General features: G+C 63.4%; 23 protein-coding genes and 1 pseudogene. 8 read left to right on the plus strand and 16 right to left on the minus strand.

Annotation, left to right across the window (positions count from 1 at the left end; genetic code table 11):
• Positions 1-119: 119 nt before the first annotated feature.
• The 4 genes from Q3C01_RS00725 to Q3C01_RS00740 all read right to left on the minus strand — a co-directional run bounded on the left by Q3C01_RS00725 (position 120) and on the right by Q3C01_RS00740 (position 3193).
• Positions 120-548 (minus strand): HIT family protein, encoded by a 429-nt coding sequence (locus Q3C01_RS00725; protein WP_458143064.1) that lies wholly within the window; start codon positions 546-548, stop codon positions 120-122.
• Between the two features lie 50 nt (positions 549-598).
• On the minus strand, positions 599-1840 hold the full coding sequence (locus Q3C01_RS00730; RefSeq protein ID WP_458143066.1) for a GNAT family N-acetyltransferase: 1242 nt from the start codon (positions 1838-1840) through the stop codon (positions 599-601).
• Positions 1841-1962: 122 nt separating this feature from the next.
• The gene (locus Q3C01_RS00735; RefSeq protein ID WP_458143067.1) at positions 1963-2709 is read right to left on the minus strand and encodes a glycerophosphodiester phosphodiesterase; all 747 of its coding nucleotides are present in this window, start codon (positions 2707-2709) and stop codon (positions 1963-1965) included.
• A 16-nt stretch (positions 2710-2725) separates the two neighbouring features.
• Positions 2726-3193 (minus strand): RidA family protein, encoded by a 468-nt coding sequence (locus Q3C01_RS00740; protein WP_254095771.1) that lies wholly within the window; start codon positions 3191-3193, stop codon positions 2726-2728.
• A gap of 248 nt (positions 3194-3441) precedes the next feature.
• Here Q3C01_RS00740 and Q3C01_RS00745 point away from each other — a divergent pair, with 248 nt between their 5' ends.
• Both Q3C01_RS00745 and Q3C01_RS00750 read left to right on the plus strand, forming a co-directional pair.
• Positions 3442-4290 (plus strand): cell envelope integrity EipB family protein, encoded by an 849-nt coding sequence (locus tag Q3C01_RS00745; protein ID WP_458143069.1) that lies wholly within the window; start codon positions 3442-3444, stop codon positions 4288-4290.
• Between the two features lie 251 nt (positions 4291-4541).
• Positions 4542-4943, plus strand: a complete 402-nt coding sequence (locus tag Q3C01_RS00750; protein WP_458143070.1) for a RidA family protein — start codon at positions 4542-4544, stop codon at positions 4941-4943.
• A gap of 187 nt (positions 4944-5130) precedes the next feature.
• Here Q3C01_RS00750 and Q3C01_RS00755 read toward each other — a convergent pair whose 3' ends face one another.
• Positions 5131-6423, minus strand: a complete 1293-nt coding sequence (locus tag Q3C01_RS00755; RefSeq protein WP_458143071.1) for a DNA polymerase IV — start codon at positions 6421-6423, stop codon at positions 5131-5133.
• Positions 6420-6719 (minus strand): DUF3572 domain-containing protein, encoded by a 300-nt coding sequence (locus Q3C01_RS00760; RefSeq protein ID WP_254095767.1) that lies wholly within the window; start codon positions 6717-6719, stop codon positions 6420-6422. The genes Q3C01_RS00755 and Q3C01_RS00760 overlap by 4 nt, the downstream gene beginning before the upstream one ends.
• Before the next feature lie 231 nt (positions 6720-6950).
• Here Q3C01_RS00760 and Q3C01_RS00765 point away from each other — a divergent pair, with 231 nt between their 5' ends.
• Together Q3C01_RS00765 and Q3C01_RS00770 are read left to right on the plus strand one after the other, a co-directional pair.
• On the plus strand, positions 6951-7316 hold the full coding sequence (locus tag Q3C01_RS00765; protein ID WP_027523000.1) for a response regulator: 366 nt from the start codon (positions 6951-6953) through the stop codon (positions 7314-7316).
• 12 nt (positions 7317-7328) lie between these two features.
• Positions 7329-8702 (plus strand): PleD family two-component system response regulator, encoded by a 1374-nt coding sequence (locus tag Q3C01_RS00770; protein ID WP_458143072.1) that lies wholly within the window; start codon positions 7329-7331, stop codon positions 8700-8702.
• 134 nt (positions 8703-8836) lie between these two features.
• Here the strand turns inward: Q3C01_RS00770 and Q3C01_RS00775 are convergent, their stop codons facing one another.
• On the minus strand, positions 8837-9463 hold the full coding sequence (locus tag Q3C01_RS00775) for a TetR/AcrR family transcriptional regulator (RefSeq protein WP_458143073.1): 627 nt from the start codon (positions 9461-9463) through the stop codon (positions 8837-8839).
• 169 nt (positions 9464-9632) lie between these two features.
• On the opposite strand from Q3C01_RS00775, the gene Q3C01_RS00780 reads away from it, so the two are divergent.
• Both Q3C01_RS00780 and Q3C01_RS00785 read left to right on the plus strand, forming a co-directional pair.
• Positions 9633-10859, plus strand: coding sequence for an MFS transporter (locus tag Q3C01_RS00780; RefSeq protein ID WP_458143075.1), 1227 nt, complete (start codon positions 9633-9635; stop codon positions 10857-10859).
• 139 nt (positions 10860-10998) lie between these two features.
• Complete coding sequence (locus Q3C01_RS00785; protein ID WP_458143076.1) at positions 10999-11295, plus strand: HU family DNA-binding protein; 297 nt, start codon at positions 10999-11001, stop codon at positions 11293-11295.
• 302 nt (positions 11296-11597) lie between these two features.
• Here the strand turns inward: Q3C01_RS00785 and rpmG are convergent, their stop codons facing one another.
• Together rpmG and Q3C01_RS00795 are read right to left on the minus strand one after the other, a co-directional pair.
• Positions 11598-11765 (minus strand): 50S ribosomal protein L33, encoded by a 168-nt coding sequence (rpmG, locus tag Q3C01_RS00790; RefSeq protein ID WP_027522986.1) that lies wholly within the window; start codon positions 11763-11765, stop codon positions 11598-11600.
• 124 nt (positions 11766-11889) lie between these two features.
• Positions 11890-13215, minus strand: a complete 1326-nt coding sequence (locus Q3C01_RS00795; RefSeq protein ID WP_458143207.1) for an LLM class flavin-dependent oxidoreductase — start codon at positions 13213-13215, stop codon at positions 11890-11892.
• Between the two features lie 228 nt (positions 13216-13443).
• Here Q3C01_RS00795 and Q3C01_RS00800 point away from each other — a divergent pair, with 228 nt between their 5' ends.
• Positions 13444-13992 carry a hypothetical protein gene (locus Q3C01_RS00800; RefSeq protein ID WP_458143077.1) on the plus strand — a complete coding sequence of 183 codons (549 nt, stop codon included), beginning with the start codon at positions 13444-13446 and terminating at the stop codon, positions 13990-13992.
• Between the two features lie 11 nt (positions 13993-14003).
• Here the strand turns inward: Q3C01_RS00800 and Q3C01_RS00805 are convergent, their stop codons facing one another.
• From Q3C01_RS00805 to topA, 4 genes are read right to left on the minus strand one after another with little or no spacing between them, the layout of a single operon-like run.
• Positions 14004-14753, minus strand: coding sequence for an NUDIX hydrolase (locus Q3C01_RS00805; RefSeq protein ID WP_458143079.1), 750 nt, complete (start codon positions 14751-14753; stop codon positions 14004-14006).
• A 31-nt stretch (positions 14754-14784) separates the two neighbouring features.
• Complete coding sequence (locus tag Q3C01_RS00810) at positions 14785-15225, minus strand: DUF983 domain-containing protein (protein WP_458143081.1); 441 nt, start codon at positions 15223-15225, stop codon at positions 14785-14787.
• Entirely contained in the window at positions 15213-17561 is a 2349-nt protein-coding gene (gene rnr, locus Q3C01_RS00815; RefSeq protein ID WP_458143083.1) for a ribonuclease R, read from the minus strand. The genes Q3C01_RS00810 and rnr overlap by 13 nt, the downstream gene beginning before the upstream one ends.
• Before the next feature lie 7 nt (positions 17562-17568).
• Positions 17569-20322, minus strand: a complete 2754-nt coding sequence (topA, locus tag Q3C01_RS00820; RefSeq protein WP_458143084.1) for a type I DNA topoisomerase — start codon at positions 20320-20322, stop codon at positions 17569-17571.
• A gap of 227 nt (positions 20323-20549) precedes the next feature.
• Here topA and Q3C01_RS00825 point away from each other — a divergent pair, with 227 nt between their 5' ends.
• Positions 20550-20789, plus strand: a complete 240-nt coding sequence (locus Q3C01_RS00825; protein WP_458143085.1) for a hypothetical protein — start codon at positions 20550-20552, stop codon at positions 20787-20789.
• A gap of 37 nt (positions 20790-20826) precedes the next feature.
• Here Q3C01_RS00825 and Q3C01_RS00830 read toward each other — a convergent pair whose 3' ends face one another.
• From Q3C01_RS00830 to Q3C01_RS00840, 3 genes and pseudogenes are all read right to left on the minus strand, one after another.
• Positions 20827-21816 (minus strand): ketopantoate reductase family protein, encoded by a 990-nt coding sequence (locus tag Q3C01_RS00830; RefSeq protein ID WP_458143087.1) that lies wholly within the window; start codon positions 21814-21816, stop codon positions 20827-20829.
• Between the two features lie 271 nt (positions 21817-22087).
• On the minus strand, positions 22088-23533 hold the full coding sequence (locus Q3C01_RS00835) for an adenylate/guanylate cyclase domain-containing protein (RefSeq protein WP_458143088.1): 1446 nt from the start codon (positions 23531-23533) through the stop codon (positions 22088-22090).
• 1059 nt (positions 23534-24592) lie between these two features.
• Positions 24593-24706, minus strand: a pseudogene (locus tag Q3C01_RS00840) (DUF5939 domain-containing protein); the annotation flags it as partial.
• Between the last annotated feature and the right edge of the window lie 3 nt (positions 24707-24709).

Here is a 24709-nt window from a genome sequence, read left to right on the forward strand (position 1 = left end):
GTCATTCCGGGGCGACGCGCAGCGTCGAGCCCGGAATCCATCGGGCCACAGAGATCGTTGCGAAATGGATTCCGGGCTCGCGCCAAGAGGCGCGCCCCGGAATGACGATGGGGAGAGTCTTAGGCCTTCTTCAACGCCGCCATCAGCTTCGTCGCATGCTCTTCCAGCACCTTGCCGTCTTCCTTGCGGCTCGCGGGCGGCAGCAGCGCGACACCGTCGTGGCGTGGCATCACATGCATGTGCAGGTGAAACACGACCTGCCCACCGGCGGGCTCGTTGAATTGTTGCACCGTGATGCCGTCGGCGTCGAAGGCCTTCATCGCTGCAGCTGCGATCTTGTGCGCGCCGCGCGCGACATGGGCGTAGTCGTCCGGCTTGATGTCGAGGATGTTGCGGGCCGGGGCTTTCGGGATGACAAGCGTATGTCCGGGCGAGCGCGGCATGATGTCGAGGAACGCGAGCACGTGCTCGTCCTCATAGACCTTGTAGCAGGGGAATTCGCCGCGCAGGATTTTCGCGAAGATATTGTTGGGATCGTAGGCGGTCATGCGGCAGCTCCTGAAGTTGCGGCCTTACTGTCATCACCTCTAAGAAGGCGTCAAGGCGCCTCTTCGGCGCCCTTGCGGAACGGGCCCAACTCGGCGAGCTCGCGGCCGGCTTCCGCGACATAGGCACGTTCGCGCTTGAGGTATTCGTCGATGGCGCGGCGCAGGCCCGGATCGGCGATGAAATGCGCCGAATGCGTCGTTCGCGGCAGATAGCCGCGCGCGATCTTGTGCTCGCCTTGGGCGCCGGCCTCGACATATGTCAGGCCGTGTTTGATCGCAAAGTCGATCGCCTGATAGTAGCAGACCTCGAAATGCAGGAACGGATGATGCTCGACCGCGCCCCAGTTGCGGCCGAACAGCGTATCCGAGCCGATGAAGTTGATGGCGCCCGCGATCCAGCGGTGATTGCGGCGGGCCATGACCAGCAGCACGTCGTTGCTCATGGTCTCGCCGATCAGCGAGAAGAATTCTCGCGTCAGGTACGGCCGGCCCCATTTGCGCGAGCCGGTCTCCATGTAGAAATCGAAGAACGCGTCCCAGGCCTCCTCGGTGATGTCGCTGCCGGTGAGCCAGTGGATGGTGATGCCGGCTGCCAGCGCATCGCGCCGCTCGCGCTTGATCGACTTGCGGTGGCGCGAATTCAACGTGGCGAGGAAGTCGTCGAAGGATGCGAAGCCCTCGTTGTGCCAATGGAACTGCTGGTCGGTCCGTTGCAGGAAGCCGTGCTCGGCGAGCAGCCTCCATTCGGCCTCGCGCGCGAAGGTGACGTGCACCGAAGAGGCCTTGCTCACCCCGCACAGCGCGATCAGTCCGCTCGCCAGCGCAGACGCAATGCGCTCATGATCGACGCCATCGCGGATCAGAAGGCGCGGGCCGGTCGCGGGGGTGAAGGGAACCGAGACCTGCAGCTTCGGATAATAGCGCCCGCCGGCGCGCTGATAGGCATCCGCCCAGCCGCGGTCGAACACATACTCGCCTTGCGAATGCGATTTCAGATAGCAGGGCACGACGCCGGCGACGCGGCCATCGAGCTTGGCAACGAGATGCCGCGGCCCCCAGCCGGTCCGCGCCGTGGCCGAACCCGAATTCTCCGCTGCGGACAAAAAGGCATGGGAGACGAAGGGGTTATAGGCGGGTTTTGAGAGCGCGAGGGAGGCGCCGGGCAGCCCGGATGAAGTTCCTGCGTCCTTGCCATTGCAGACACGCGCAGGATTGGCGCAGGCGTCCCAATCCTCAGCGCAAACGTCGCCAATGGAAGGCACGGCCTCGAGCGTGATTTCGGATGATGCCATTGCGTGTCTTGAAGAACCCACTAGCCGAAGATCGTGCATTGCAGCAGCGACTTCAAGGGGCGGGAACTGACGCTCTCGTGCCCGGATGCAGCGCAGCGCGCCCGGGACACGTGACGGGCACGCTACGGCACAAACCCCTCGAAGATCATCTGGTCCGCATATTGCCCGGCCCGCGTCAGCTGCTCGGGCGTGCGCACGGTCCAGCCGAGCAGCGCGCAGCCGAACATGTTGCGCGCGATCCAGGGCGCGGGCGCCGGCAGATGGTCGACCTTGAACGCGACGAAATGCGGCTGGGTTTGAAAGCCGTGCCGCAAGTACAACATGCTGTCGCGCTGGGCTTGCGTCAGCTTCGCCCAATATTCGTCCTCATAGGTCCGCTGCGCGACGATGCCGCGCGGGCGCGAAGGCAACAGCTCGCGCAGCGCCAGCACCTGGTCCGGATCGAAGGACATGCCGACGGCGGGCCCGTCATAGGAGGCCAGCACCTCCGCCATCCGCTTCACGAGCTTGCGGTCGCCGTCAAAATGGCTCTTGACCTCGATCACCAGCGGAACCCGCCCGGCGACCATCGTGCAAAGGTCGGACAACGACATCATCCGCTCGGACGTGTCCTTGAACTTGACGGCCCTGAGCTCGGCCGCGGTCTTTGCGATCAGGTCGCCGTCGCCCTCCGTGAGCCGGCCGAGCGCATGGTCGTGATGCACCATGGCTTCGCCGTCGGCGGAGAGCTGGATGTCCACCTCGATGGCGAAATTGCCCGCGATCGCAGCCTGCACTGCGCCCGGCATGTTCTCGACGATCCCACGTGAAATGTCATGCAGGCCGCGATGGGCGACCGGCCGCGCCGTCAGCCAATCCGGAGCACGCACGCCTCTTGCTCCCGGATCAGGCGACCTCGAACAGGCCCTCGACCTCAACTGCGGCGTCCGCCGGCAGCGAGGCAACGCCGACGGTGGTTCGGGCGTGGCGGCCCTTGTCACCGAAGGCCGCCACCATCAGGTCGGAGGCGCCGTTCAGCACCTTCGGCCCGTCGACGAAATCCGGCGCCGAGTTGATGAAACCGCCGAGCCGCACCACGCGCACGACCTTGTCGAGGTCGCCGAGCGCCGCCTTGACCTGCGCCAGCAGGTTGATGGCGCAGCCGCGCGCCGCCGCCGCACCCTCTTCGATGGAGACGCCGGCGCCCAGCTTGCCCTTGGCGATCAGCTTGCCAGCGGGATCGAAGCAGACCTGGCCCGAGACGAAGAGGAGGTTGCCGGTCCGCACGAACGGCACGTAATTGGCCACGGGAGTGGGGGCCTCGTGCAACTTGATGCCCTGTTCCGCCAGTTTCTGCTCGACCGTGCCCGCCATGTTCCGACCTCGATGTCTTCTGGAAAATTCTGCCCGGCCTCAAGCCGGCCAGCGCGCCTGTTTCGCCGATTGCGCAGTGACATGCAAGGCGGCGAAACGGTGGCCCGGGCGCCCGGCAGTGTTGCATGTTTCCGAGGCAAGGCAGCGATTTTCGGGGGAAAAGCGCAACTTTCCGTGAAGCGGCCGCAGTTGCGACGTAATGCGACGGTCATTAAAATGACGAATCTCGATTTCCCCAAGGAATATTCATGGTGCACCTTTTCCGGACGTCGCTCGGTGTCATGGCGCTCGCGGTTGTCGCTGTTGGCGTTTCTGGCGGGGCTGAGGCCGCGAATGGTCCGTTCCTCTCGCATCAGGCCCTGTACGATTTAAGCCTGGTCAAGTCGCGTTCGAGTTCGATCAACAGCGCGCGCGGGCGCATCCTCTACAGTTTCGCCGGCAATTCCTGCGAGGGCTACACGTCGGAATTCCGCCAGGTCTCCGAGCTCGACAGCGGCGAGGGCAAGGTCACGCTCAGCGACCTCCGCTCCAACTCCTGGGAGGATGCGGCCGGCAAAAGCTATCGTTTCAAGATCGAGACGCGGATGAACGACGCCGACTCGAGCCAGGTCGACGGATCGGCCGAGCGCGATGGCGACCACATCAACGTCAAATTGAAGCTGCCGGTGACGAAGAATTTCACGCTCGACGGCACGACGGTGTTTCCGACCGAGCAGATCCAGCGCATCATTGCCGCCGCCAAGGAGGGCAAGTCGGTGCTCGAGCTCTCCGTCTATGACGGCTCCGACAATGGCGAGAAGGTCTACAACACGCTGACCGTGATCGGCCAGCCGATCCCCGCCGACCGCGCAGCGTCCTCGCCCGATCCGTCGACGTCCGACGAGCACATGAGGTCGCTGACGCGCTGGCCGGTCACCGTCAGCTATTTCGACCGCGAAGCCCAGCAGAAAGAGGGCGAGCAGACTCCGGTCTACGCGATGTCGTTCGAGCTCTACGAAAACGGCGTTTCCCGCGCGCTGGTGCTCGACTACAACGATTTCGTCATCTCGGGTGCACTCGGCAAGTTCGACGTCAAGGATGCCAAGCCTTGTAATTGACAAAGCGTCGTCCTTCCGGGGCGCGCGAGATCGTCCAACCTTGATTCCTCATCCTGAGGAGCGCGGAACGCGCGTCTCGAAGGATGAAGGCTCCGCTGGTGGCCTCGCCCTTCGAGACGCGCGCGAAGAGCGCGCTCCTCAGGCCGAGGGTCCGGCACTTCGTCGCTTTGCTGTGTTCGCAATGACGGTCTGGCTTTGAGCACTGTCCCCCGCTACGCTCCCTCCCAACCACAAACGTCAGGGAGGCACACATGCCGAAGATCGATCATCTCCGCCCGAGCGGCCTGCACCACAATCCGGCCTATTCCCACGTCGTCACGGCCGCCGGCGCGCGCACCATCTACATCTCGGGGCAGGTATCGACTGACGAGGAGGGCAGGATCGTCGGCGAAGGCAATCTCGCCGCGCAGACGACGCAGGTGATGCAGAACCTCGGCCTGGCGCTGAAGGCTGCGGGTGCGAGCTACGCCAACATCGTGAAGATCACCACCTTCGTGGTCGGCTACAAGCCGGAGCTGCGCCCCATCATCGGCAAGGCCCGCTCCGCCTTCTTCGAAGGCATGGAGCCGCCGGCCAGCACGCTCGTCGGCGTCACCGCGCTCGCGGCGCCGGAATGGCTGATCGAAATCGAGGCGGTGGCAGTCGCGGATTGAGGGGTTGCTATTTCGACGTCGTCCTGGCGAAAGCCAGGACCCATTACCCCAGGGAAAAGTTGCGGCGCCGAGCTGTCGACAACGAATCTTCGCCAAACCACGGCCGGTGGAAATGGGTCCTGGCTTTCGCCGGGACGACACCGAGGCACGTGGCGATCGGCCATAACCACAGCAACAGGCGCGCTGCTCACTCCCGCTCCGTCTTCTCCGGTCCGTCATATGCGATGCCGCGGATCACGGCGGCGCTGCCGAACTTCTTCCGCAAACTGTCTACCGCCCGTTCGGCGTGGGCGGCGCGGCGGTCGAGCATGTCGGTGTCGTCGGCGGCCGAGCCCGTGCGCAGGGCGCTGACGCCGGCGCCCATCAGGCGGAAGGCGGTGCCGTCGATCTCCTTGGCCAGCATCTCGCGGCAGATCGAAAAGATTTTTGCGGCGAGCTGCGTCGGCGCGTTGATCGACTGCGAGCGGGTACGCTGGCGGAAGTCGGCGGTCTTCAGCTTCAGCGTGATCGTGGAGCCCGCAAGCTCGCTGCTCTTGAGCCGTGACGAGGTTTTCTCGCAGAGCCGCCACAAGATCTTCTCCAGCGTGGCGAAGTCGCGGATGTCGCTCTCGAACGTGGTTTCGCTGGAAATCGTCTTGGCGCCGCGGTCCGGCTCGACGCGGCGATCGTCGATGCCGCGAGCGAGCCGCCAGAGCCTGCGGCCATCGCTCGGAAACTGTCGCATCAGCTCGATCTCGTCCGCCTTCTGCAGGTCGGCGATGATGCGGAAGCCGCGCTGCACCAGCCGCTCCTGCGTCGCCGGCCCCACGCCGAAGATGAATCCGACCGACCTCGAAGCCAGCATCAGGTGCGCTTCCTCCTGGTCGAGGGGCGCAAAGCCGCGCGGCTTGTCGAGGTCGGAGGCGATCTTGGCCAAAAACTTGTTGCAGGACAGCCCGACCGACACGGTGATGCCGATGTCGCGCTCGACGTCGCGGACGAAGCGCGCCAGCACCTTTGCCGGGATCATGCCGTGAACGCGCTCTGTGCCGGAAAGATCGAGAAAGGCCTCGTCGATCGAGAGCGGCTCGACCAGCGGCGTCAGCGCCTGCATGGCGTGGCGCACCTCGCGGCCGACGCGGACGTATTTCGCCATGTCGGGGCGGATCACGATTGCATGCGGGCAGGCCTCCAGCGCCTTGAACATCGGCATCGCCGAGCGCACGCCGAAGGTGCGCGCGATGTAGCAGGCGGCCGACACCACGCCGCGTTTTCCCCCGCCGATGATCACTGGCTTGTCGGCGATGTCGGGATTGTCGCGCTTCTCGACCGTCGCGTAGAACGCGTCGCAGTCGATATGGGCGATCGTCAGCGCGGCGAGCGCGCGGTGGCGGACGAGGCGCGGGGAGCCGCAGGCGGAACAGCGCCGCGCTGAAATGCCCTGGTCGGCCAGGCAATCCCGGCAAAAGCAGCGGGGCCCGGCCGCCTCGGGCGCGCTCACGGCACGTCGCGCTCCCAATGCGGGTCGCCCAGAACCTGCCGGGCGGCGGCAATGTTGGTCGGATGCAGCTCCGAGGCGCTGGCAAAGGCCTTCACGGTTGCGTCATCGCGCAGCACGAAATCGAGCACGCTGATCAGGAAATTCGGGTCGGAGGCGGCGTTCCGCAGCGTCTCCGGGCCAATGCCTGTCTCGGCCAGAAACAGGCCCAACCGCTCGGGGTCGCCGGCGACGAAGGATAATGCCTGAATCGCAACGATTTCAGCCACTTCGCGGGGGTTTTGAACAGGCTTTTTCAAGCGGACGATTTGCCTTTCCGTTAACTTTCGGGCTCTAATTTGGAATCATCATGCCCGAGTCTGGTGAGCCCAGACAAGCAACTGGAAACCAAATCGCGGAAAGTTGGCCCTCGGGTTTAACGAAACTAGAGCGAATCTGACGCTAGTTTGAATCCAGTTTTCGAAGCGCCGGCGGAAGGCGCCTGAGGCGTTACATGTCGAACAGGTCTCCTGACAATGGGGAGGAACGGGATGGCTAAGACCGTCCTGATCGTGGAAGACAACGAGCTCAACATGAAGCTCTTCCGCGACCTGTTGGAGGCGCACGGCTATCAAACGTCGGGCACCAGCAACGGCTACGAGGCGCTCGATCTCGTTCGCAAGATGCGTCCCGATCTCGTGCTGATGGATATCCAGCTGCCGCAGGTGTCGGGGCTGGAGGTGACGCGCTGGATCAAGGACGATCCGGAATTGCGCAACATTCCCGTCGTCGCGGTGACCGCATTCGCGATGAAGGGTGACGAAGAGCGCATACGCGAGGGCGGCTGCGAGGCGTATCTTTCCAAGCCGATCTCGGTCGGCAAGTTCATTGAGACGGTCCGGCGTTTTATCGGGTAGGGAGTAATTCTGGTGTCCGCGCGTATCCTCGTCGTCGACGACGTCCCTGCCAACGTCAAACTGTTGGAAGCCCGCCTCTCCGCCGAATATTTCGACGTGATGACGGCCGCGAACGGCGCCGAGGCGCTGGCGATCTGCCGAAGAGCCGAGTGCGACATCATCCTGCTCGACGTCATGATGCCCGACATTGACGGGTTCGAGGTTTGCCGCCGGCTGAAAACCGATCCGGTGACGCATCACATCCCCGTCGTGATGGTGACCGCGCTCGACAGCCCCGCCGATCGCGTGCGCGGGCTGGAAGCCGGCGCCGACGATTTTCTCACAAAACCCGTCTCCGACGTCGTGCTGATCGCGCGCGTGCGCTCGCTGACGCGGCTGAAGATGATGACGGATGAGCTGCGCATGCGCGCCATCACCTCGCTCGAGATCGGCGTGCAGGCGCCCGAGCGCAGCGCGGTGGCCGATACCGGCAAGGGCGGCCGTATCCTCCTGGTCGACGACCGCCAATCCTCCTATGAACGGCTGGCGAACCTGCTTGCCGCCGAGCACACCGTCGACGTCGAGTCCAACCCGACGGAGGCGCTGTTCCACGCCGCCGAGGGCAATTACGACCTCTTGATCGTCTCGCTCGACCTCAACAATTTCGACGGGCTTCGGCTATGCAGCCAGGCGCGCTCGCTGGAGCGCACCCGCCACGTGCCGATCCTCGCCATTGCCGACGCCGACAGCGGCACGCGGCTGCTCCGCGGGCTCGAAATCGGCGTCAACGACTATCTGCTCCGCCCCGTCGACAAGAACGAGCTGCTCGCCCGCGCCCGTACGCAGATCCGCCGCCGCCGCTACACGGATCATCTGCGCGACAATGTGCAGAACTCGATCGAGATGGCGATCACCGACGCGCTCACCGGCCTGCACAATCGCCGCTACATGGAGAGCCATCTGGCAACGCTTGCCGAGCAGGCCTCGACGCGCGGCAAGCCGCTGGCGCTGATGATTCTGGACATCGACTATTTCAAGTCGATCAACGACAATTACGGCCATGATGCCGGCGACGACGTCTTGCGCGAGTTCGCGGTGCGCGTGCGCAAATCGATCCGCGGCATTGATCTCGCCTGTCGCTATGGCGGCGAGGAATTCGTGATCGTGATGCCGGAAACCGATTTGCACGTCGCCGGCATGGTCGCCGAGCGCCTGCGCCGCTCGATCGCGGGCGAGCCGTTCTCCGTCCACAAGGGCAGCAAGCGCATCGAGGTCACGATCTCGATCGGCTTGACTACGCTGGAGCAGAAGGGCGAGTCCGTCGCCGACGTGCTCAAGCGCGCGGATACCGCGCTCTATCGCGCCAAGCACGACGGCCGCAACCGCGTGGTGTCGCAGGCGGCGTGACGCGGGCGATGTCCTGCACGACGGCCGTGCAACAATTTCGGTGTCGTCCCGGCGAAGGCCGGGACCCATAACCCCAGGGAGAGGTTGTGGCGCACACAGCCAACCGCGAGTCTTCGCCAAACGACTTCCTGGGGTTATGGGTCCCGGATCTGCGCTTCGCTTGTCCGGGACGACGGAGATGAATTTGGCGAGCACTTGCCTCGCTTCGCTGCCGGCGCCGCCGCATCCCCCACATCCACCCCCGCATTCCGCAGCAGCACCTTCGCGGCTTCCTTCGCCGCCCGCGCCATCGCCGGATCATCGCGCACGAGATCCTGTGCGATCGAGCCATCGACCAGGAGCACGAGCTGTGTCGCAAGTGCCTCGGCCTGAGCGACGCCAAGCTCATTCAGCCGATCGCGAAACCAGAGCCGCCGGCTTTCCTTGAACGCCTTTGCGATCTTCTTCACCGCGCGATCCGCAGGCCCGAGCTCTGCCACCGCATTCACGAACGGGCAGCCGCGAAAATCCTTGGCGGCGAAGCGGCGCTCCAGCGAATCGAAGGTGGCGAGGATCTGCTCGGCCGGCGGCTTATCCGATGGACGGGCGTGAACGAAACGTCGCTCGAGATAGGCGGCGATCAGCGCGTCCTTGGACTGGAAGTGGTTATAGAGCGTGCGCTTGGAGATGCCGATCTCGGCCGCGATCGTATCGACGCCGATGGCGCGGATGCCCTGAAGATAAAACAGCCTATCGGCGGTCTCGAGGATCCGCTCCTTCATATCCGTTTTTGTGGTAGCAGCCATTACACAGATCTGTTTACTCGGCGCTTGACAGCCATTCCATCTTCCAATCTTAATTACACAGACCTGTGTAATCAAGCCGGACGCGGTCGCAGGCCGCGGCTTCGGGAGCAATCCTGCGGCCGAGACAAGAAAAGGGAGAACGACCATGCCGTTGCTCCAGGCGCTCCGCCCAACGCTCCCGATCCTGATCGGCGCCTCGCTGATGCTCACCCTCAGCATGGGCCTGCGGCAATCGCTCGGCATCTTCATGCAGCCGCTGACCCATGACGTCGGCATCTCCATTTCCGACTTCACCCTGGCGATCGCCGTGCAAAACCTCGCCTGGGGCTTCCTGCAGCCGCTCGCCGGCGCGCTCACCGTGCGCCACGGCTTTCGCGCGATCATGATGACTGGTGCGCTCATTTACATTGTGGGCCTTGCGCTGATGGCGAGTGCGCAGGGCATGATTTTCGTGATGCTGGGGGCAGGGGTGCTGATCGGCACCTCGCTCGCCTGCACGGCGGCGGCGATGGCGATGTCGGTGGCCGCGCGGGCAGCACCCGAGACCGTGCGTTCGACGGTGCTCGGCATGGTCTCGGCCGCGGGCTCGCTCGGCGCGCTGTTGTCGGCGCCGACCGGACAGGTGCTCAGCGAGGGCTACGGCTGGCGGATCGGGCTCGCCGGTTTCGTGCTGCTCTCGCTTCTGATGCTGCCGGCGGCCTGGTTCGCCGGGCGCATCGATCGCATTCCGCTGCCGAAGACGAGCGGGCTCGGCAACGTGTCGGCCGCGACTGCGACTGCCACGGCCTTCGGCAACGCATCCTTCTCGGTCATGACGGCGGCCTATTTCGTCTGCGGCATGCAACTCGTCTTCATCACCACGCACCTGCCGTCCTACCTTCAGATCTGTGGCATGGACCCGATGCTGAGCGCCAAGACGCTCGGCGTGATCGGCGGCTTCAACGTGCTGGGCTCGCTGTTCTTCGGCTGGGCCGGCCAGCGCTGGAACAAGCTCGCACTCTTGGGCGGAATCTACGTCGCGCGCTCGCTAGTGCTCGCCTGGTACTTCATGCTGCCGCCGACCGAGGCTTCGACGCTGGTGTTCGGTGCGCTGATGGGATTCTTGTGGCTCGGCGTCGGGCCGCTCGTTGCGGGCGCAGTGGCCGAGATGTTCGGCCTGCAATGGCAGGCAATGATCCAGGGGCTCGCCTTCATGAGCCACCAGATCGGCAGCTTCGTCGGCGCCTATGGCGGCGGACTGATCTATGACGCGCTCGGCTCGTACAACATGGCCTGGCGTATTGGCGTCGCGGTCGGGCTTGCCGCCGGCATCGTCCAGATCGCGTTCGCCTTGCTTCGGCCGACGGCGCCGCCGGTATTGCGGACCGCCTAGGGGGGCGTGTGCTCGCGGGTTCTTCGGTGAGAAGTGGCGCGCAAGGGCCGATGAAATTGGCATCATTACTTGGCTTTGAACCTCGATCCGGACGGCGGCGTCAAAGACCTATGCTTTTGTGGAGCATAGACTCGGTACGATGATAGCCAAGGTGCAAGATCCAATGCAGCGGGAACTGATTGATTGGGTAGCCCGGCAATCCGGCATCGAGTCGGACAAGGCAGAAGTGGCAGTCGAGGCTTTGGTAACGTTCATCGAGAGCAGACTCGCGAAAGGCGAAGCCGTTTCGGTTCCGGGGCTTGGAAAATTCGCGATTGAAAAGCGTGAGGGCACCGAGATCCGCAATCCTGCAACTGGTGCTGTGATCAAGGTCAGGGCTTACAATAGGCCGCTGTTTTTTGCAGCCAAATCATTGAAGGACGCAGTCAACGAGTAGCAGGGACCCGTGCACGGCATCGCCGCCTCACGTGACGATCGGCCGAACGTTCCTCTGCGTCGGGGCAGGATAGGCGAACCATAGCGCCACCCCGGCAGTGCCAAGCTCGCAAGAAATGGGAGCGTGCACAACGTCGCGATGTGTTTTCTAATCTGCGTTCCAAATCCCCTTATTGAGCTTGCGCCAGCCTATGAGTGAAAGGACTGCAAACAATACGGCTGGACCAACAGCCGCAAATAAAAACGGCCGCAAATAAAAACGGGGCCCAGAGGGCCCCGCAAACTCTACGCGCCTAGCCGATCTTACTTGATCTTGGCTTCCTTGAATTCGACGTGCTTGCGCGCGACCGGGTCATACTTCTTCTTGACCAGCTTTTCGGTCATGGTGCGCGAATTCTTCTTGGCGACGTAGTAGAAGCCGGTGTCAGCCGAGGACACGAGCTTGACCTTGATGGTGACCGCTTTGGCCATGTTCAGGACCTCTGAAAATAGGGGATTGAGGAGCCGGCCAAACGGCCCGCGTTGGCCGGCAACCTAGCCACAAACCGCCCAAAGTCAAGGTTTTGCGGCCAGAAACTCGCTCAAATCGGCCCGATTAACCCTCGAAGAACCGGTTTTTCGGCCGCGGCAGGCCCAGATTCTCCCTCAAAGTGGGCCCTTCATACTCTTTCCGGAAAATCCCGCGCCGTTGCAGTTCCGGGACGACCTTGTCGACGAAGTCGTCGAGGCCCGCAGGGACGAACGGGAACATGATGTTGAATCCGTCGGAGCCGCGACTGAGGAGCCATTCCTCCATCTGATCGGCGATGGTTTTCGCCGTGCCGACGAAGGCGAGCCCGCCATAGCCGCCGACGCGGTGCGCGAGCTGGCGCACCGTCAGCTTGTCGCGCGCCGCCAGATCGACCATCCGCTGCCGGCCGCTCTTGCTGGCGTTGGTCTCGGGGATAGGCGGCAGCGGCCCGTCGGGGTCGAAGCCGCTCGCATCGGTGCCCAGGATCACCGAGAGCGAGGCGATGGCGCTGTCGTAGTGCACGCGGCTGTCGAGCAGCGCGCGCTTCTCCTTGGCTTCATCGACGCTATCGCCGACCACGACGAAGGCGCCGGGCAGGATCTTGAGATGCTCTGGATCGCGGCCGATCTTCTCCATGCGGCCCTTGATGTCGGCATAGAGCTTCTGCCCGTCGGCAAGGCTGCCGCCGCCTGTGAACACGGCCTCTGCCGTTTCCGCCGCGAGCTGCTTGCCGTCCTCGGACGCGCCGGCCTGCACGATCACCGGCCTGCCCTGGACCGGGCGGGCGATGTTCAGGGGCCCACGTACCTTCAGATATTTGCCCTGGTGGTCGAGCACGTGCATCTTGGCGGGATCGAAGAACAGGCCCTGTTCGACATCGCGCAGGAAGGCGTCGTCGGCGAAGGAATCCCAGAGGCCCGTCACGACATCATAGAATTCGCGCGCGCGCTTGTAGCGCTCGGCATGCTCCATGTGGTCGTCCAGACCGAAATTCAGCGCCGCGTCCGGATTCGAGGTGGTGACGATATTCCAGCCCGCGCGACCTCCGCTGAGATGGTCGAGCGAAGCAAAGCGACGCGCGACGTGATAGGGCTCGTCAAAGGTGGTCGAGCCCGTCGCGATCAGGCCGATGCGCTCGGTCACGGCGGAGAGTGCTGACAAAAGCGTGAATGGCTCGAATGACGTCACGGTGTGGCTGCGCTTGAGCGCATTGATCGGCATGTTCAGCACGGCGAGGTGATCGGCCATGAAGAAGGCATCGAACTTGCCTGCCTCGAGTTTCCTGATCAGCTGCTTGATGTGCCCGAAGTTGAAATTGGCGTCGGGCCAGGCGCCGGGATAGCGCCAGGCGCCGGTGTGGATGGAGATCGGGCGCATGAACGCCCCGAGCTTGAGTTGCCGTTGTGCCATCGCCCCGTGTCCGTGCTGGGTGTCGTTCGACATGACATAGGTGCGGCGCGGAGTTGCGCCATCGGCCATGCGCAGAACAATTTTTTGTTTTTCGCTCGCAATTCAGCACGTTCGTCATTCCGGGGCGCCGCATAGCGGCGAGCCCGGAATGACAGGGAGGAGGGGACTCCTCTCGAACCTGTCAGCCGTCCCGGCCGACAAAGTCTTGTTTCCGCGAGACGAGAGCCAATGCCCATCGCCGACGCAACCATATTGGACGGCACAATTCGCATCGATCGGCCGATGCCCTGGATCGGCCGGCTGCTGTCGCTGCCGCTGCTGGCGGCGAGCGCATACCTGCTTTGGAACGTCGCCCTTGGGCTGCGACAGGACCTGTCCGGCTTCGGACGGCTGGCCGATGACTGGGTGCCTGTGCTGGTTTTCGCTGGGCTCGGCCTTGCGGTCGGCATTCCCGGCCTCATTTTGCTGACGTTCCGCTATTTCATCGTTCTGAACGACACACAGCGCCGGGTTGTCATCACCAGACAGTTCGGTCTGCTGAATATCCGCAGCCAGCGCAACCTGGCGGACTATCATTTCATCAGCATCACCGATGACGGCGATGCGGAGCTGACGACGTACGACGTCAACCTCTGCGGCGACAAGGGCACCACGCCCATCACGCTGTCGAGCTTCACCAGGCGCGAAGACGCGACCGACTTTGCGAATGAGCTCGGTCGCAAGATCAAGCTTCCGGCACGCGACTATGTCGGCACGGAGCCTGACGCGGACGAGTGATCCGTCTCAGGTCAGCCCAAAATATCCTTCTGCATCTTGCCGCCGTAGAAATGGAAGAACGGCACCGGCGCGTCGTGACGAAGCGGGCCGGTGGCGAGCCGTCTGTCCAGCTCGTTGAGCACGTTCCGCGTCATCGGATGCAGGTCCGCGAGCGGCTGTGAGCCGAGCTCGACCCAGACCAGCTCGACCAGTTCGGCATCGGCATGCACCACGCCCTCGACGCGATGGGTGATTGCGGAGGCATCCGCGGTGAAGAAGCGCGTGTCGAAACGCTTGACGCGGCCGGGCGGCGTGATCGCGCGCGCGATCAGGAACAGGCCGGAGGGATCAGGCAACAGTCCCGCATCCGCAAACGGCTTCCAGGGGCCGTCAAGCTTTGGCGCCTTGCCGTCGTGCTGACGCCCAAGGCAGAGACCGGTTTCCTCGCAGGCCTCGCGGATCGCCGCGATCGCCAGCGATTTTGCACGCGAGGCCTCCGTCTTCGGGCTGCCCTTGAACAGATTAGCCTGAAGCTCCGGCGTGATCGGCGCCGCGCAGGGCACGCGATAGTCGGCCTTGTCGACGCGGCCGCCGGGGAACACGAACTTGCCGGGCATGAACACCACCTTGTCGTGGCGCTTGCCGACCAGCACTTTTGGAATGGATCCGCTGCGATCCACGAGGATCAGGGTGGCAGCATCCTTCGGCCGAAAATAAGGATGGTGATCGGGCTCCTTCTCGTCGTGAACCTTCTCTTTTTCCGCCTGCGCCGTATCCGTCATTTCCTCACCGAACGTGTTTTGCTTATTGTGATTAGACCGGCGGAATACCATCCGGCGGGTTCTCGTCAAAGCCGTGCATGCGCAGGGCCCATTGCAGGCCGACCACGGCGCCCTTCACAGGTTGCAGCAGCGCGAGCGAGGCGACGAAGGTGAAGGGCAGATAGGCGGCAAAGCTGATCCAGGCCGGCGTGGTGTAGTTGGTCTCGATCCAGAGGATGGTCGGCACCACGATGTGGCCGACGATGACGATCACGAGATAGGCGGGCAGGTCGTCGGCGCGATGCGGCGTGAAGTCGAGCCCGCAGGCCGAGCAGTTGTCGGCGGTTTTCAGGAACGCGCGGAACAGCTTGCCCTGGCCGCAACGCGGGCAGCGGCCGCGGAAGCCGCGCTTCATCGCATCCCAGACGTCGCGCTTCTCGACGAGGCCGGTCTCACGCGTCCAGATCTTCGGCGCGGTGCTCATCGCTTCCATGCCTTGTTCTTTCCCTTGCCTTTCGCGCCCTTGCCCTTCTTCCCCTTGCCGGACTTCCTCTGCTTCTCCGGCTTGTGCTTCTTCTCGGGACTGCGTCCTGGGCGCGCCTTCGCCGATTTGCGCGATGTGCGAAAATCCCTGCGGCTGCGCGGCGCGCTCTCGCCGGCCGATAGCAGTTCGAAGCGCAGCGCACCGGCAATGGGAGCAGCTTCTATCAGACGGACGTCGACGACATCACCCAGCTGGTGCATGGCACCGCTGCGCGAGCCGACGAGGGCGTGGCGGCTCTCGTCATAGTTGAAATATTCCGTGCCAAGGGATCGGATCGGGATCAGGCCGTCGGCGCCGGTGTCGTCGAGCTTGACGAACAGGCCGGCGCGCGTGACGCCGGACACGCGCCCCTGGAACGTCGCGCCGATGCGATCGGCAAGATGATGCGCAATCAGGCGATCGACGGTCTCGCGCTCGGCCTTCATCGCGCGCCGTTCGGTGACCGAAATATGCGCGGCGACTTCGCTTAAGGTTTCCGGCGTCTCGCTGTCGGGCAGCGCGCCTTCGCCAAGGCCCAGCGCGCGAACCAGCGCGCGATGCACCACGAGGTCGGCGTAACGGCGGATCGGCGAGGTGAAATGCGCGTAGCGGCGGAGGTTGAGGCCGAAGTGGCCGTAATTCTCCGCCGAATATTCCGCCTGCGCCTGTGCGCGCAACACCACCTCGCTCACCAGCGGGTAGTAGTCGTGACCCTCGAGCTGGGCCAGCACGCGGTTGAACAGGGTCGGGCGCAGCGGGCCGCTCTTGGCAAAGGGAACGTCGAGCGTCTCCAGAAACTCCTGGAGCGCGTGGACCTTTTCCAGCGTCGGCTCGTCGTGCACACGATAGATCAGCGGCAGCGACTTCTTCTCCAGCATCTCCGCCGCCGCGACATTGGCGAGGATCATGAACTCCTCGATCAGCCGGTGCGCGTCCAACCTTTCAGGCACGACGACGCGATCGACCGTGCCGTCGCTCTTGAGCAGGATCTTGCGCTCGGGCAGATCGAGATTGAGCGGATCGCGCTCGTCGCGGGCGCGCTTGACGCAGGCATAGGCGGCATAGAGCGGCTTGAGGATCGGATCGAGCAGGGGACCGGTGGTGTCGTCCGGCCGGCCGTCGATCGCGGCCTGCGCCTGCGCATAGTGCAGCTTCGCCGCGGAGCGCATCAGGATGCGATGGAACGAGTGCGAGCGCTTGCGGCCGTCGGGACCGATCACCATCCGCACCGCAAGCGCGCCGCGCGGCTCGCCCGGTACCAGCGAGCACAGATTGTTGGAGATCCGCTCCGGCAGCATCGGCACGACGCGATCGGGGAAATAGACGGAGTTGCCGCGGTCGATCGCGTCGCGGTCGAGCGCAGTGCCCGGGCGGACGTAGAAGCTCACATCCGCAATCGCGACGTTGACGATGAAGCCGCCTCTGTTGTTGGGATCATCGTCCGCTTGCGCATGCACCGCGTCGTCATGATCCTTGGCGTCGGGCGGATCGATGGTGATGAGCGGGACGTCGCGCCAGTCCTCGCGTCCCTTCAGGTTCGCCGGCTCCGCCGCTTCTGCCTCGCGCTCCGCGGTGGGGGAGAATTGCAGGGGGATGTCGTGGGCGTAGATCGCGATCAGGCTGATCGCCTTCTCGGACTTGACCGAGCCGAGCTTCTCCTTGACCCGGCCTGATGCAAGGCCAAAGCCACGCGAGCGCACGATGTCGACGCTGACGAGGTCGCCGTCCTCTGCTCCCTGCGTCTCGGTCTTGGCAATGTTGAGCTCGCGGTCAGCGAACTTCTTGTCGACCGGCACGAGCCGCCCGCCGCCTTCAGGCAGGCTGCGGAAGACGCCGAGGATGCGGCTCTTGGCCTTGTCGATGACCTTGATGATGCGGCCGCGCCAAGCGGGGCCTTCGGTCTCGTCGGAGCGCTCGATGCGAAGCAAAGCGCGGTCGCCGACGCCGGCCGCCGTGCCCGGCTTCGGCCGGCGCGGCATCTCGATGAGGATCTTTGGCGGTTCGCCGCTCTCGACCTCGTCCCATTCGGCGGGGGAGGCGATCAACTCGCCATCGCTGTCGCGGCCCGTGATGTCGGCGAGCAGCGTCGGTGGCAGGCTGTCCGGCTCCGAAACCTTGTGGCGCTTTTTTTTGATGATTCCGTCGTCGGCGAGCTCGCGCAGCATGCGCTTGAGCTCGACGCGATCGGCGTTTTTCAGGCCGAACTCGCGTGCTATTTCGCGAGTGCCGACCTTTCCTGGATTTGCCTTGATGAAGGCGACGATGGCGTTCCGATCGGGAAAGCCATGGTCATTCTTACGTTTCACTTAACCTCTAATTCTTGCCGGCACTCTTCTTGGCCGGTGCCTTGGCTGCGGCAGGTCCCTTTGTCGGCGACGTCTTGGCGGTCGACGACACGGCTGCGCGTGCCTTGCTGGTTGATTCAGATTTGGTTTTGGCCGCGGCTTTTTTCGCGGCCGGTTTCTTTGCCGGCTTGGGCGCGTCCTCGCCCTCGGCGGTCTTTGCCGTGGTCTTGGTCGCCTTCGCCTTCTTTGCTTTGGCCTTGCCGCCAGCCTTTCCACCGCCCTTGGCCGCGCGCTCGTCGATTAGCGCGATCGCCTGGGGCAGGGTGATCGCGTCCTTCTCGAATTCGGCAGGGATCGTCGCGTTGACGCCACCTGCCGTGACATACGCGCCGTAGCGACCGCTCTTTACGGTGACGGTGCCGAGTGTCGGATGATCGCCAATTGCCTTGCCGGGATCGGCGCCGAAGCGGCGGCTCGGGCCCTTCGCGACCTTCTCCGCGATCAGCGTCACCGCGCGGTTGAGGCCAATGTCGAATACCTCGTCGCCGGCCTCCAGGCTGGCGTAGGTCTTCTCGTGCTTCACGAACGGTCCGAAGCGGCCGAGACCTGCGGTGATCGGCTGACCGGTCTCCGGATGCTTGCCGATCTCGCGCGGCAGCGACAGCAGTTTTAGCGCAAGCTCGAGATCGACATCGCCGGGCGAGGTGCCCTTCGGGATGCCGGCGCGCTTCGGCTTCTCGCCTTCCTCATAGTCCTTCTGCTCACCGAGCTGGATGTAGGGCCCAAAACGGCCGGCCTTGACCCAGACCTCGAAACCGGTGTCGGGATCCTGGCCGAGCGAGCGGTCGGCGCTGGCTTCACCGTCCGCGGCGAGCTGGCGGGTGTAACGGCATTCCGGATAGTTCGAGCAGCCGACGAAGGCGCCGAACTTGCCGGCCTTCAGGTTGAGCCGGCCGCTGCCGCAGCTCGGGCACTGCCTGACGTCGCCGCCATCGGCGCGGGGCGGATAGATGTGCGGCCCGAGCATCTCGTCGAGCACGTCGAGCACCTGCGCGACGCGCAGATCCTTGATCTCGTCGACGGCGCCGATGAAGTCGCGCCAGAAATCCTTCAGCACCTGTTGCCAGGAGATCTCGTTGTTGGAGATACGGTCGAGCTGTTCTTCCAGATCAGCGGTGAAATCGTATTCGACGTAGCGGCTGAAGAAGCTCTCCAGGAACGCGACCACGACGCGGCCCTTGTCCTCGCCATGCAGGCGCTTCTTCTCGAGCTTCACGTAGCCGCGGTCCTTCAGGACCTGGAGGATCGAGGCATAGGTCGAGGGCCGGCCGATGCCGAGCTCTTCCATGCGCTTGACGAGCGAGGCTTCGGAGAAGCGCGGCGGCGGCTCGGTGAAATGCTGGGTGACGGACAGCGACTGCCGTTTCACGGCTTCGCCTTCGCTCATCGCGGGCAGGCGGCGGGAGTCCTCGTCCTCCTCGTCGTCGCGGCCCTCCTGGTAGAGCGCCAGAAAGCCGTCGAACTTGATGACCTGGCCGGTGGCGCGCAGCTCCAGCGTGCGGGAGCCTGCCTTTGCCGTGATGTCGACGGTGGTGCGCTCGAGCTCGGCCGCCTCCATCTGGCTCGCGATGGTGCGCTTCCAGATCAGCTCGTAGAGTTTTGCCTGATCGGCATCGAGCCTGCGGGCCATGCTGGCGGGCCGGCGGGAGAGGTCGGTCGGGCGGATGGCTTCGTGCGCTTCCTGCGCGTTCTTGGCCTTGGTCTGGTACTGGCGGGGGCTGTCCGGCACGTAGGCGTTGCCGTAGTCCTCGCCGATCACCTTGCGCGCCTGGGTGATCGCTTCGCCGGCGATCTGCACGCCGTCGGTACGCATATAAGTAATGAGTCCGGTGGTCTCGCCGCCGATGTCGATGCCCTCGTAGAGCCGCTGCGCGATCCGCATCGTATGCGCCGGCGCAAAGCCGTATTTGCGGCTGGCTTCCTGCTGGAGGGTGGAGGTCGTGAAGGGCGCCTGCGGATTGCGCCGGGCCGGCTTGGCGTCGACCGCAGTCACCGCGTAGGTGGCCAGTTCCAGCGCCTTCTTGAACTCTTCCGCTTCCGCGCCGGTGCCAATGTCGAGCCGCTGGATCTTCTTGCCGTCGGCGCCGACGAGACGGGCCTCGAAGGCGTCGCCGCGCGGCGTCAGCAGGGTCGCGATCAGCGACCAGTATTCACGCGCGACGAATTTCTCGATTTCGAGCTCGCGGTCGCAGACGAGGCGCAGCGCCACCGACTGCACGCGGCCGGCCGAGCGGGCGCCCGGCAGCTTTCGCCACAGCACGGGGGAGAGGGTGAAGCCGACCAGATAGTCCAGCGCGCGGCGCGCCATATAGGCGTCGACCAGCGCGCCGTCGATCTGGCGGGGATTCTTCATCGCTTCCGAGACCGCCTGCTTGGTGATGGCGTTGAACACCACGCGCTCGATCTTCTGGTCCTTCAGCGCGCGCTTTTCCTTCAGCACCTCCAGCACGTGCCAGGAGATCGCCTCGCCCTCGCGATCGGGGTCGGTGGCCAGGATCAGGCGGTCGGCGCCTTTCAGGGACTTGGCAATGTCATTGAGCCGGCCGGCCGCCTTGGGGTCGACCTCCCAGATCATCTTGAAATTTTCGTCCGGATCGACCGATCCGTTCTTCGCCGGCAAGTCCCGGACATGGCCGAATGAGGCCAGAACCTCGTAGGACGAGCCCAGATACTTGTTGATCGTCTTGGCTTTCGCCGGCGACTCCACAATGACGATATTCATGTAGTTCCAGTAACTTACGGGAGAAATTTAGGCCAAATTCGAAGGGACTCGGGTCGGCCGTTTCGACCCGAACATGGGTGGTGAGGCCGTCCCTGTCAAATCGAGCGGTGTAGAAGAGGCCGAAAATGAGCAAAGTTTCATATCGGATAAGTTGTAAAATACCGCCTTTGAGTTGTGAGGCGGGGCGGCGTAGAGTTGGAGGCGAGCAAGGATTCGGATGGGGTCTGGTGACAAAACCAGCAAGGAAGCGGACGCAGGCCGCCTCGGCCGGAGGAAAGCATTCGCGGAGTGAGGAACCGGGTGAGGGCGGGGCGGATGAGGCTGTCGCGTTCATCGCCGAACAGGTGGTTCATCTGCGGCAGGTCGCCGAGCGCCACAAGCTCGACGTGTTGCATTATCTCCTCGGCATGACCCAGTTAGAGGCCGACGAGCACCTCCGCCTGCGCAGCAAGCGCAAGCTGTCGTGAGGAGCCGAATCGAGGAATTCAGCGCTGCGCTAATAATCTAGACTTCTGTAGGATCACGCCTGAGTTGGTCGGCCGATCTTCGCGCAGTGGCTGCACGCCAGTCGATATGCCGTACGAGCGCCAGGATCGTACGAGTAATTGGGGCTGCTACGCCCCGCTCGTCTGCGCGGCGGACCACCGCGCCACATATCGCCTCGATCTCGGTGGGTCTACCTGCAATCACATCTTGAAGCATGGAAGGCTTATGATGGATGTGGTGTGCCAGTGCATCGGCCAACATCACCTCCACATGCTGCCGCTCAACCGCAAAGCCGCAGGCGATCGCCGTGGTACAGACCTCCGAGACAATCTGAAAAGCCAACGCCCGCGTTTCCGGGTGAGCGCCGATTTGCCCCACCGCTGAGCCGGTGATTGCGCAAAGGCCGTTCAATGCGGCGTTGAACGCCACTTTTTCCCAAATCGCCGCTTCGGCATGTGGATCGACTACTGCATCGAGCCCGCTGCGCGCGAACAGGTCGGGTAGGAGGTCCAGTGTCGGCGAGGCTGGTTCGCCTGCCGCCGCAAGCCGGGCAACGCCGTGACCATGAGATTCGACGCGGCCCGGCCCCTTGAGATCGGCGGGGTAAGTTGTAATGCCGATCAGCACATTTTTGGGATCGGCGAACTCCGTGAGAACAAGCTTGTTATCGAGTCCGTTTTGCAGGCTCAATAACGCCGTGTTTGGGCCGATCGCGCTACGTATGGCGGTTAGTGCCTGTCTCGTGTGCATCGCCTTCGTGAAGACGATCACGAGGTCGTAGACCCCACTCACCTCCGAGGGAAATAGAACCGGGACGTGAATGCGGCGTTCGCCTGCGTCCGTCTTGAGGTTGAGGCCGTTCTTGCGGATCGATTCGACATGAGCGACGTCGAGGTCGATTAGGGTAACATTTGCTCCGCCCTCGAAGAGACTGCCCCCGAACAACGATCCCATTGCACCGGCTCCGAGAACGGCGATACGGAGTGACTGGTTGCTCTCGCCGGACATCGTTCCTCTTTTCATATTATCACACCGAGCATTTTCGCTTAGCCGCCGCCCGATCTTGACTTAGATCAAGCAGCAACGCGCAGCGCGGTGGCTATTCAGCGCGTGCATCGCAGTAGCCAAAGTTCGCGCTTGGCGAATTGCGCGGAAGGCTCGGGTACTGACCAAACGACAATAAGGTCTGCCGTTCCCTGGCCGGCGAACGAATCTTTCCGCGGTGACAGTCTGGATTGCAATCGCTGCGCTCGCAACGACTGAGCAGGGCGGCTGCGGTCTACATGTCCGTCACGCGATAGACGCAGGCGGCTCCCTCGACTCCCCGAAGCGGTGCGTCGAATGCGACGACGTTGCGGCCGGCGAGGAGCTGACTTACCCCTGGTGCCGAATAGAGCGCTTCCGAAAGGCAAATTTCTCCGGCATCGGCCAGTGCTTGGACACGCGCCGCAACATTTACGGTCTGCCCGAAATAGTCGAGGTTCTCGTTCAACGTGACCGCGATCGAGGGGCCGCAATGGGCTCCTATCTTCAGGATGATGCTGGGATCGCCGTGCTCGGCATTGTAGCGCTCGATGTCTGCCAGAATATGCAGCGCAGCCGAGACGGCATCGGCCGGGCGGGAGAACACGGCCATCACGGCGTCGCCGATCGTTTTGACGATGGCGCCAGAATGCTCCTGCACGGTTGAGCCCAGCAGGGCGAAGTGCTCGCGTACCAGCGCATAGGCATTGAGGTCGCCAAGCCGCTCGTACATGGCGGTCGATCCCTTGAGGTCCGTGAACAGCAAGGTCACCTGCCGGATGCCAAGGCCTTCCTTTTCATCGACGCGCTCCGATCGGAACAACCGTCGGAAAGTTTGTCGGGCGAGCAGCATGCCGCCCGACAAATAGGGATCGAAGTCGAGCGCGGGCTTGACTGTCTGCGCCAGGATCTCCGGCGGCCAGTTGATCAGGAGCAAGGAGCCGCGTGTGTCGGAGCTATTCTCCACCTCAACCACCACCGGTCCGGGCGGCACGGCGGATGTGAGCGGAGAAAAACGGTGTCCATCATACTTGATTGGCAAGCGCGCCGGAGCCGATGCGGGCTCGCCGGCCACACTCACTGCGAAGCTGGCCTGCGTCTGCACATTGACCCCGGCGAGTGCGCCGGGGCCGAGCTCGACCATGAGCGACGTGGCGGAGCCCGGAGGCAGGAACGACATGCCGCGAACGAGACCGCGCAGAACGTCGAGAAAGCGGATCGGCTGACCCGGCAAGCGCCCGTCGGCAAGAAAGCGGGCCTTCCAGTGGAAATCTTCGACCGAAAGCGACGCCAGATCGTGGAACGGAAGCCTTCGAAGCTGCGGGGATACCGTAAAAGTCACTTCGATGAAGTCGTCGAGGTCCGTATCGCCGGTGACATCGCACAGACCGCAGACGTAGTGAGTTTTCAGGGTTCGCAAGGCGCCGAAACTGTCGAGCACCATGCCGGACTGCGGGCAGACGACATCCCAGCTCATGTCGAACAGACCGCTCCGCGTTGCATGGAGAAACAGGTCGATGCTCTCTGCTTCGCTAACGGCGCGGTCACGCGCAAAGGAAAGCGGATTGACGCGATAAAGCGAGAGGTCGTCGCCACCTCGGATCAAGCTTTCGAATTTGGAGATGACCCGCGGGCTCCAAGGCCGGGCCTGCTCGACCTCGGTCATCCTGCTTTCGAGGAGCCGCTCGTGAACGTGATGCATTTTCCCACCCAAGTCGTCGAGGAAGTTGAACGGGACTTCACGTGTCGGCGAAGATGGCGCCATCCTCCGACCGCCCGAGAGTAGCATAAAACTCCAGGGACAGGTGCATGCTTTGGGGGCCGGGCCAGGGGTAACATGAGCAAATCTGGTCCGCTTCGCTGAGAGGACCTCAACGAGATGTGCCGCCACGTCGCTCATGGGCCAACAAGCGACGCAAGAAAAAGGCTGCCCCACTGAGGCGGACATATAAAAATTTTGGGTGCCACGTAGTGGCACCACCAGGTGGCATTAGAGATTATGCCTTATCGTGCGCGTACTTCTCCAAGACCAGCCGATTATACTCATCTCTCACAGCTCTCCGTGAAATATGCCCTTTTCGGTCTTTGGCAATCTTCAGAAGATCGGGATCAGTCGGTGCCCGTGATTTTCGTCTGAATCTGCCAAAGAGCTGGCTAGTAGGCCCCGAGGTTCTTCCAAACAGCCGGTCAAACCATCCCATTGTGTCCTCCCGGTCAGACTGCGAACTACGGCACTGTCACCGTGGCGCCCGAGACAGCGGCCTGCATGTCCATGGAGTATAGGTCATGTGGCCGCGCGGTCAAAACCCGCGTGACGATAGGTGACATTGTTTTTGTCGCAAAGACACGTCGTTTTGAGAGGGAATTTTATCGATCGTATGCGCTCTCGATGGAGGCCAGCGCATGGTTGAGCTTTGGAACAAATGTTACGAGACCTTGGCCTCGATCGAGGCGCTCGCCACTGTCGTCGTTATTGCCGTGGTGGCTGCTGGTCTTATCACGCTAGTGGAAGGACGGCGGCGTCCGACAAAACACTGATCTGGGGAGACGCCGGCAAACCGATGACCCAGACGAGAGTAGGTTCGGCGTGGGCTCGCCGGCATCCTCGTGAGACCGCTTGGACCAGTCGCTTCCGGTGCACCTCAACTCCAGACATCTCGCCGCACTGCGCTAGCTATCGCGATGCGCCAACAGGGGACATTGACCCGTTCCCGACTCGATGTCGGCACTATTCGCCGCGACCGATCCCAGTTGCTGCTGCCGAAAGCGACGTCGGATCGTGAAAGGGAAGCCTTCGAAGCTGCGGGGATACCGTGAAAGTCACTTCGATGAAGTCATCGAGGTCCGTATCGCCGGTGACATCGCACAGAAACGGACG

This window comes from Bradyrhizobium sp. UFLA05-109, from assembly GCF_054185165.1.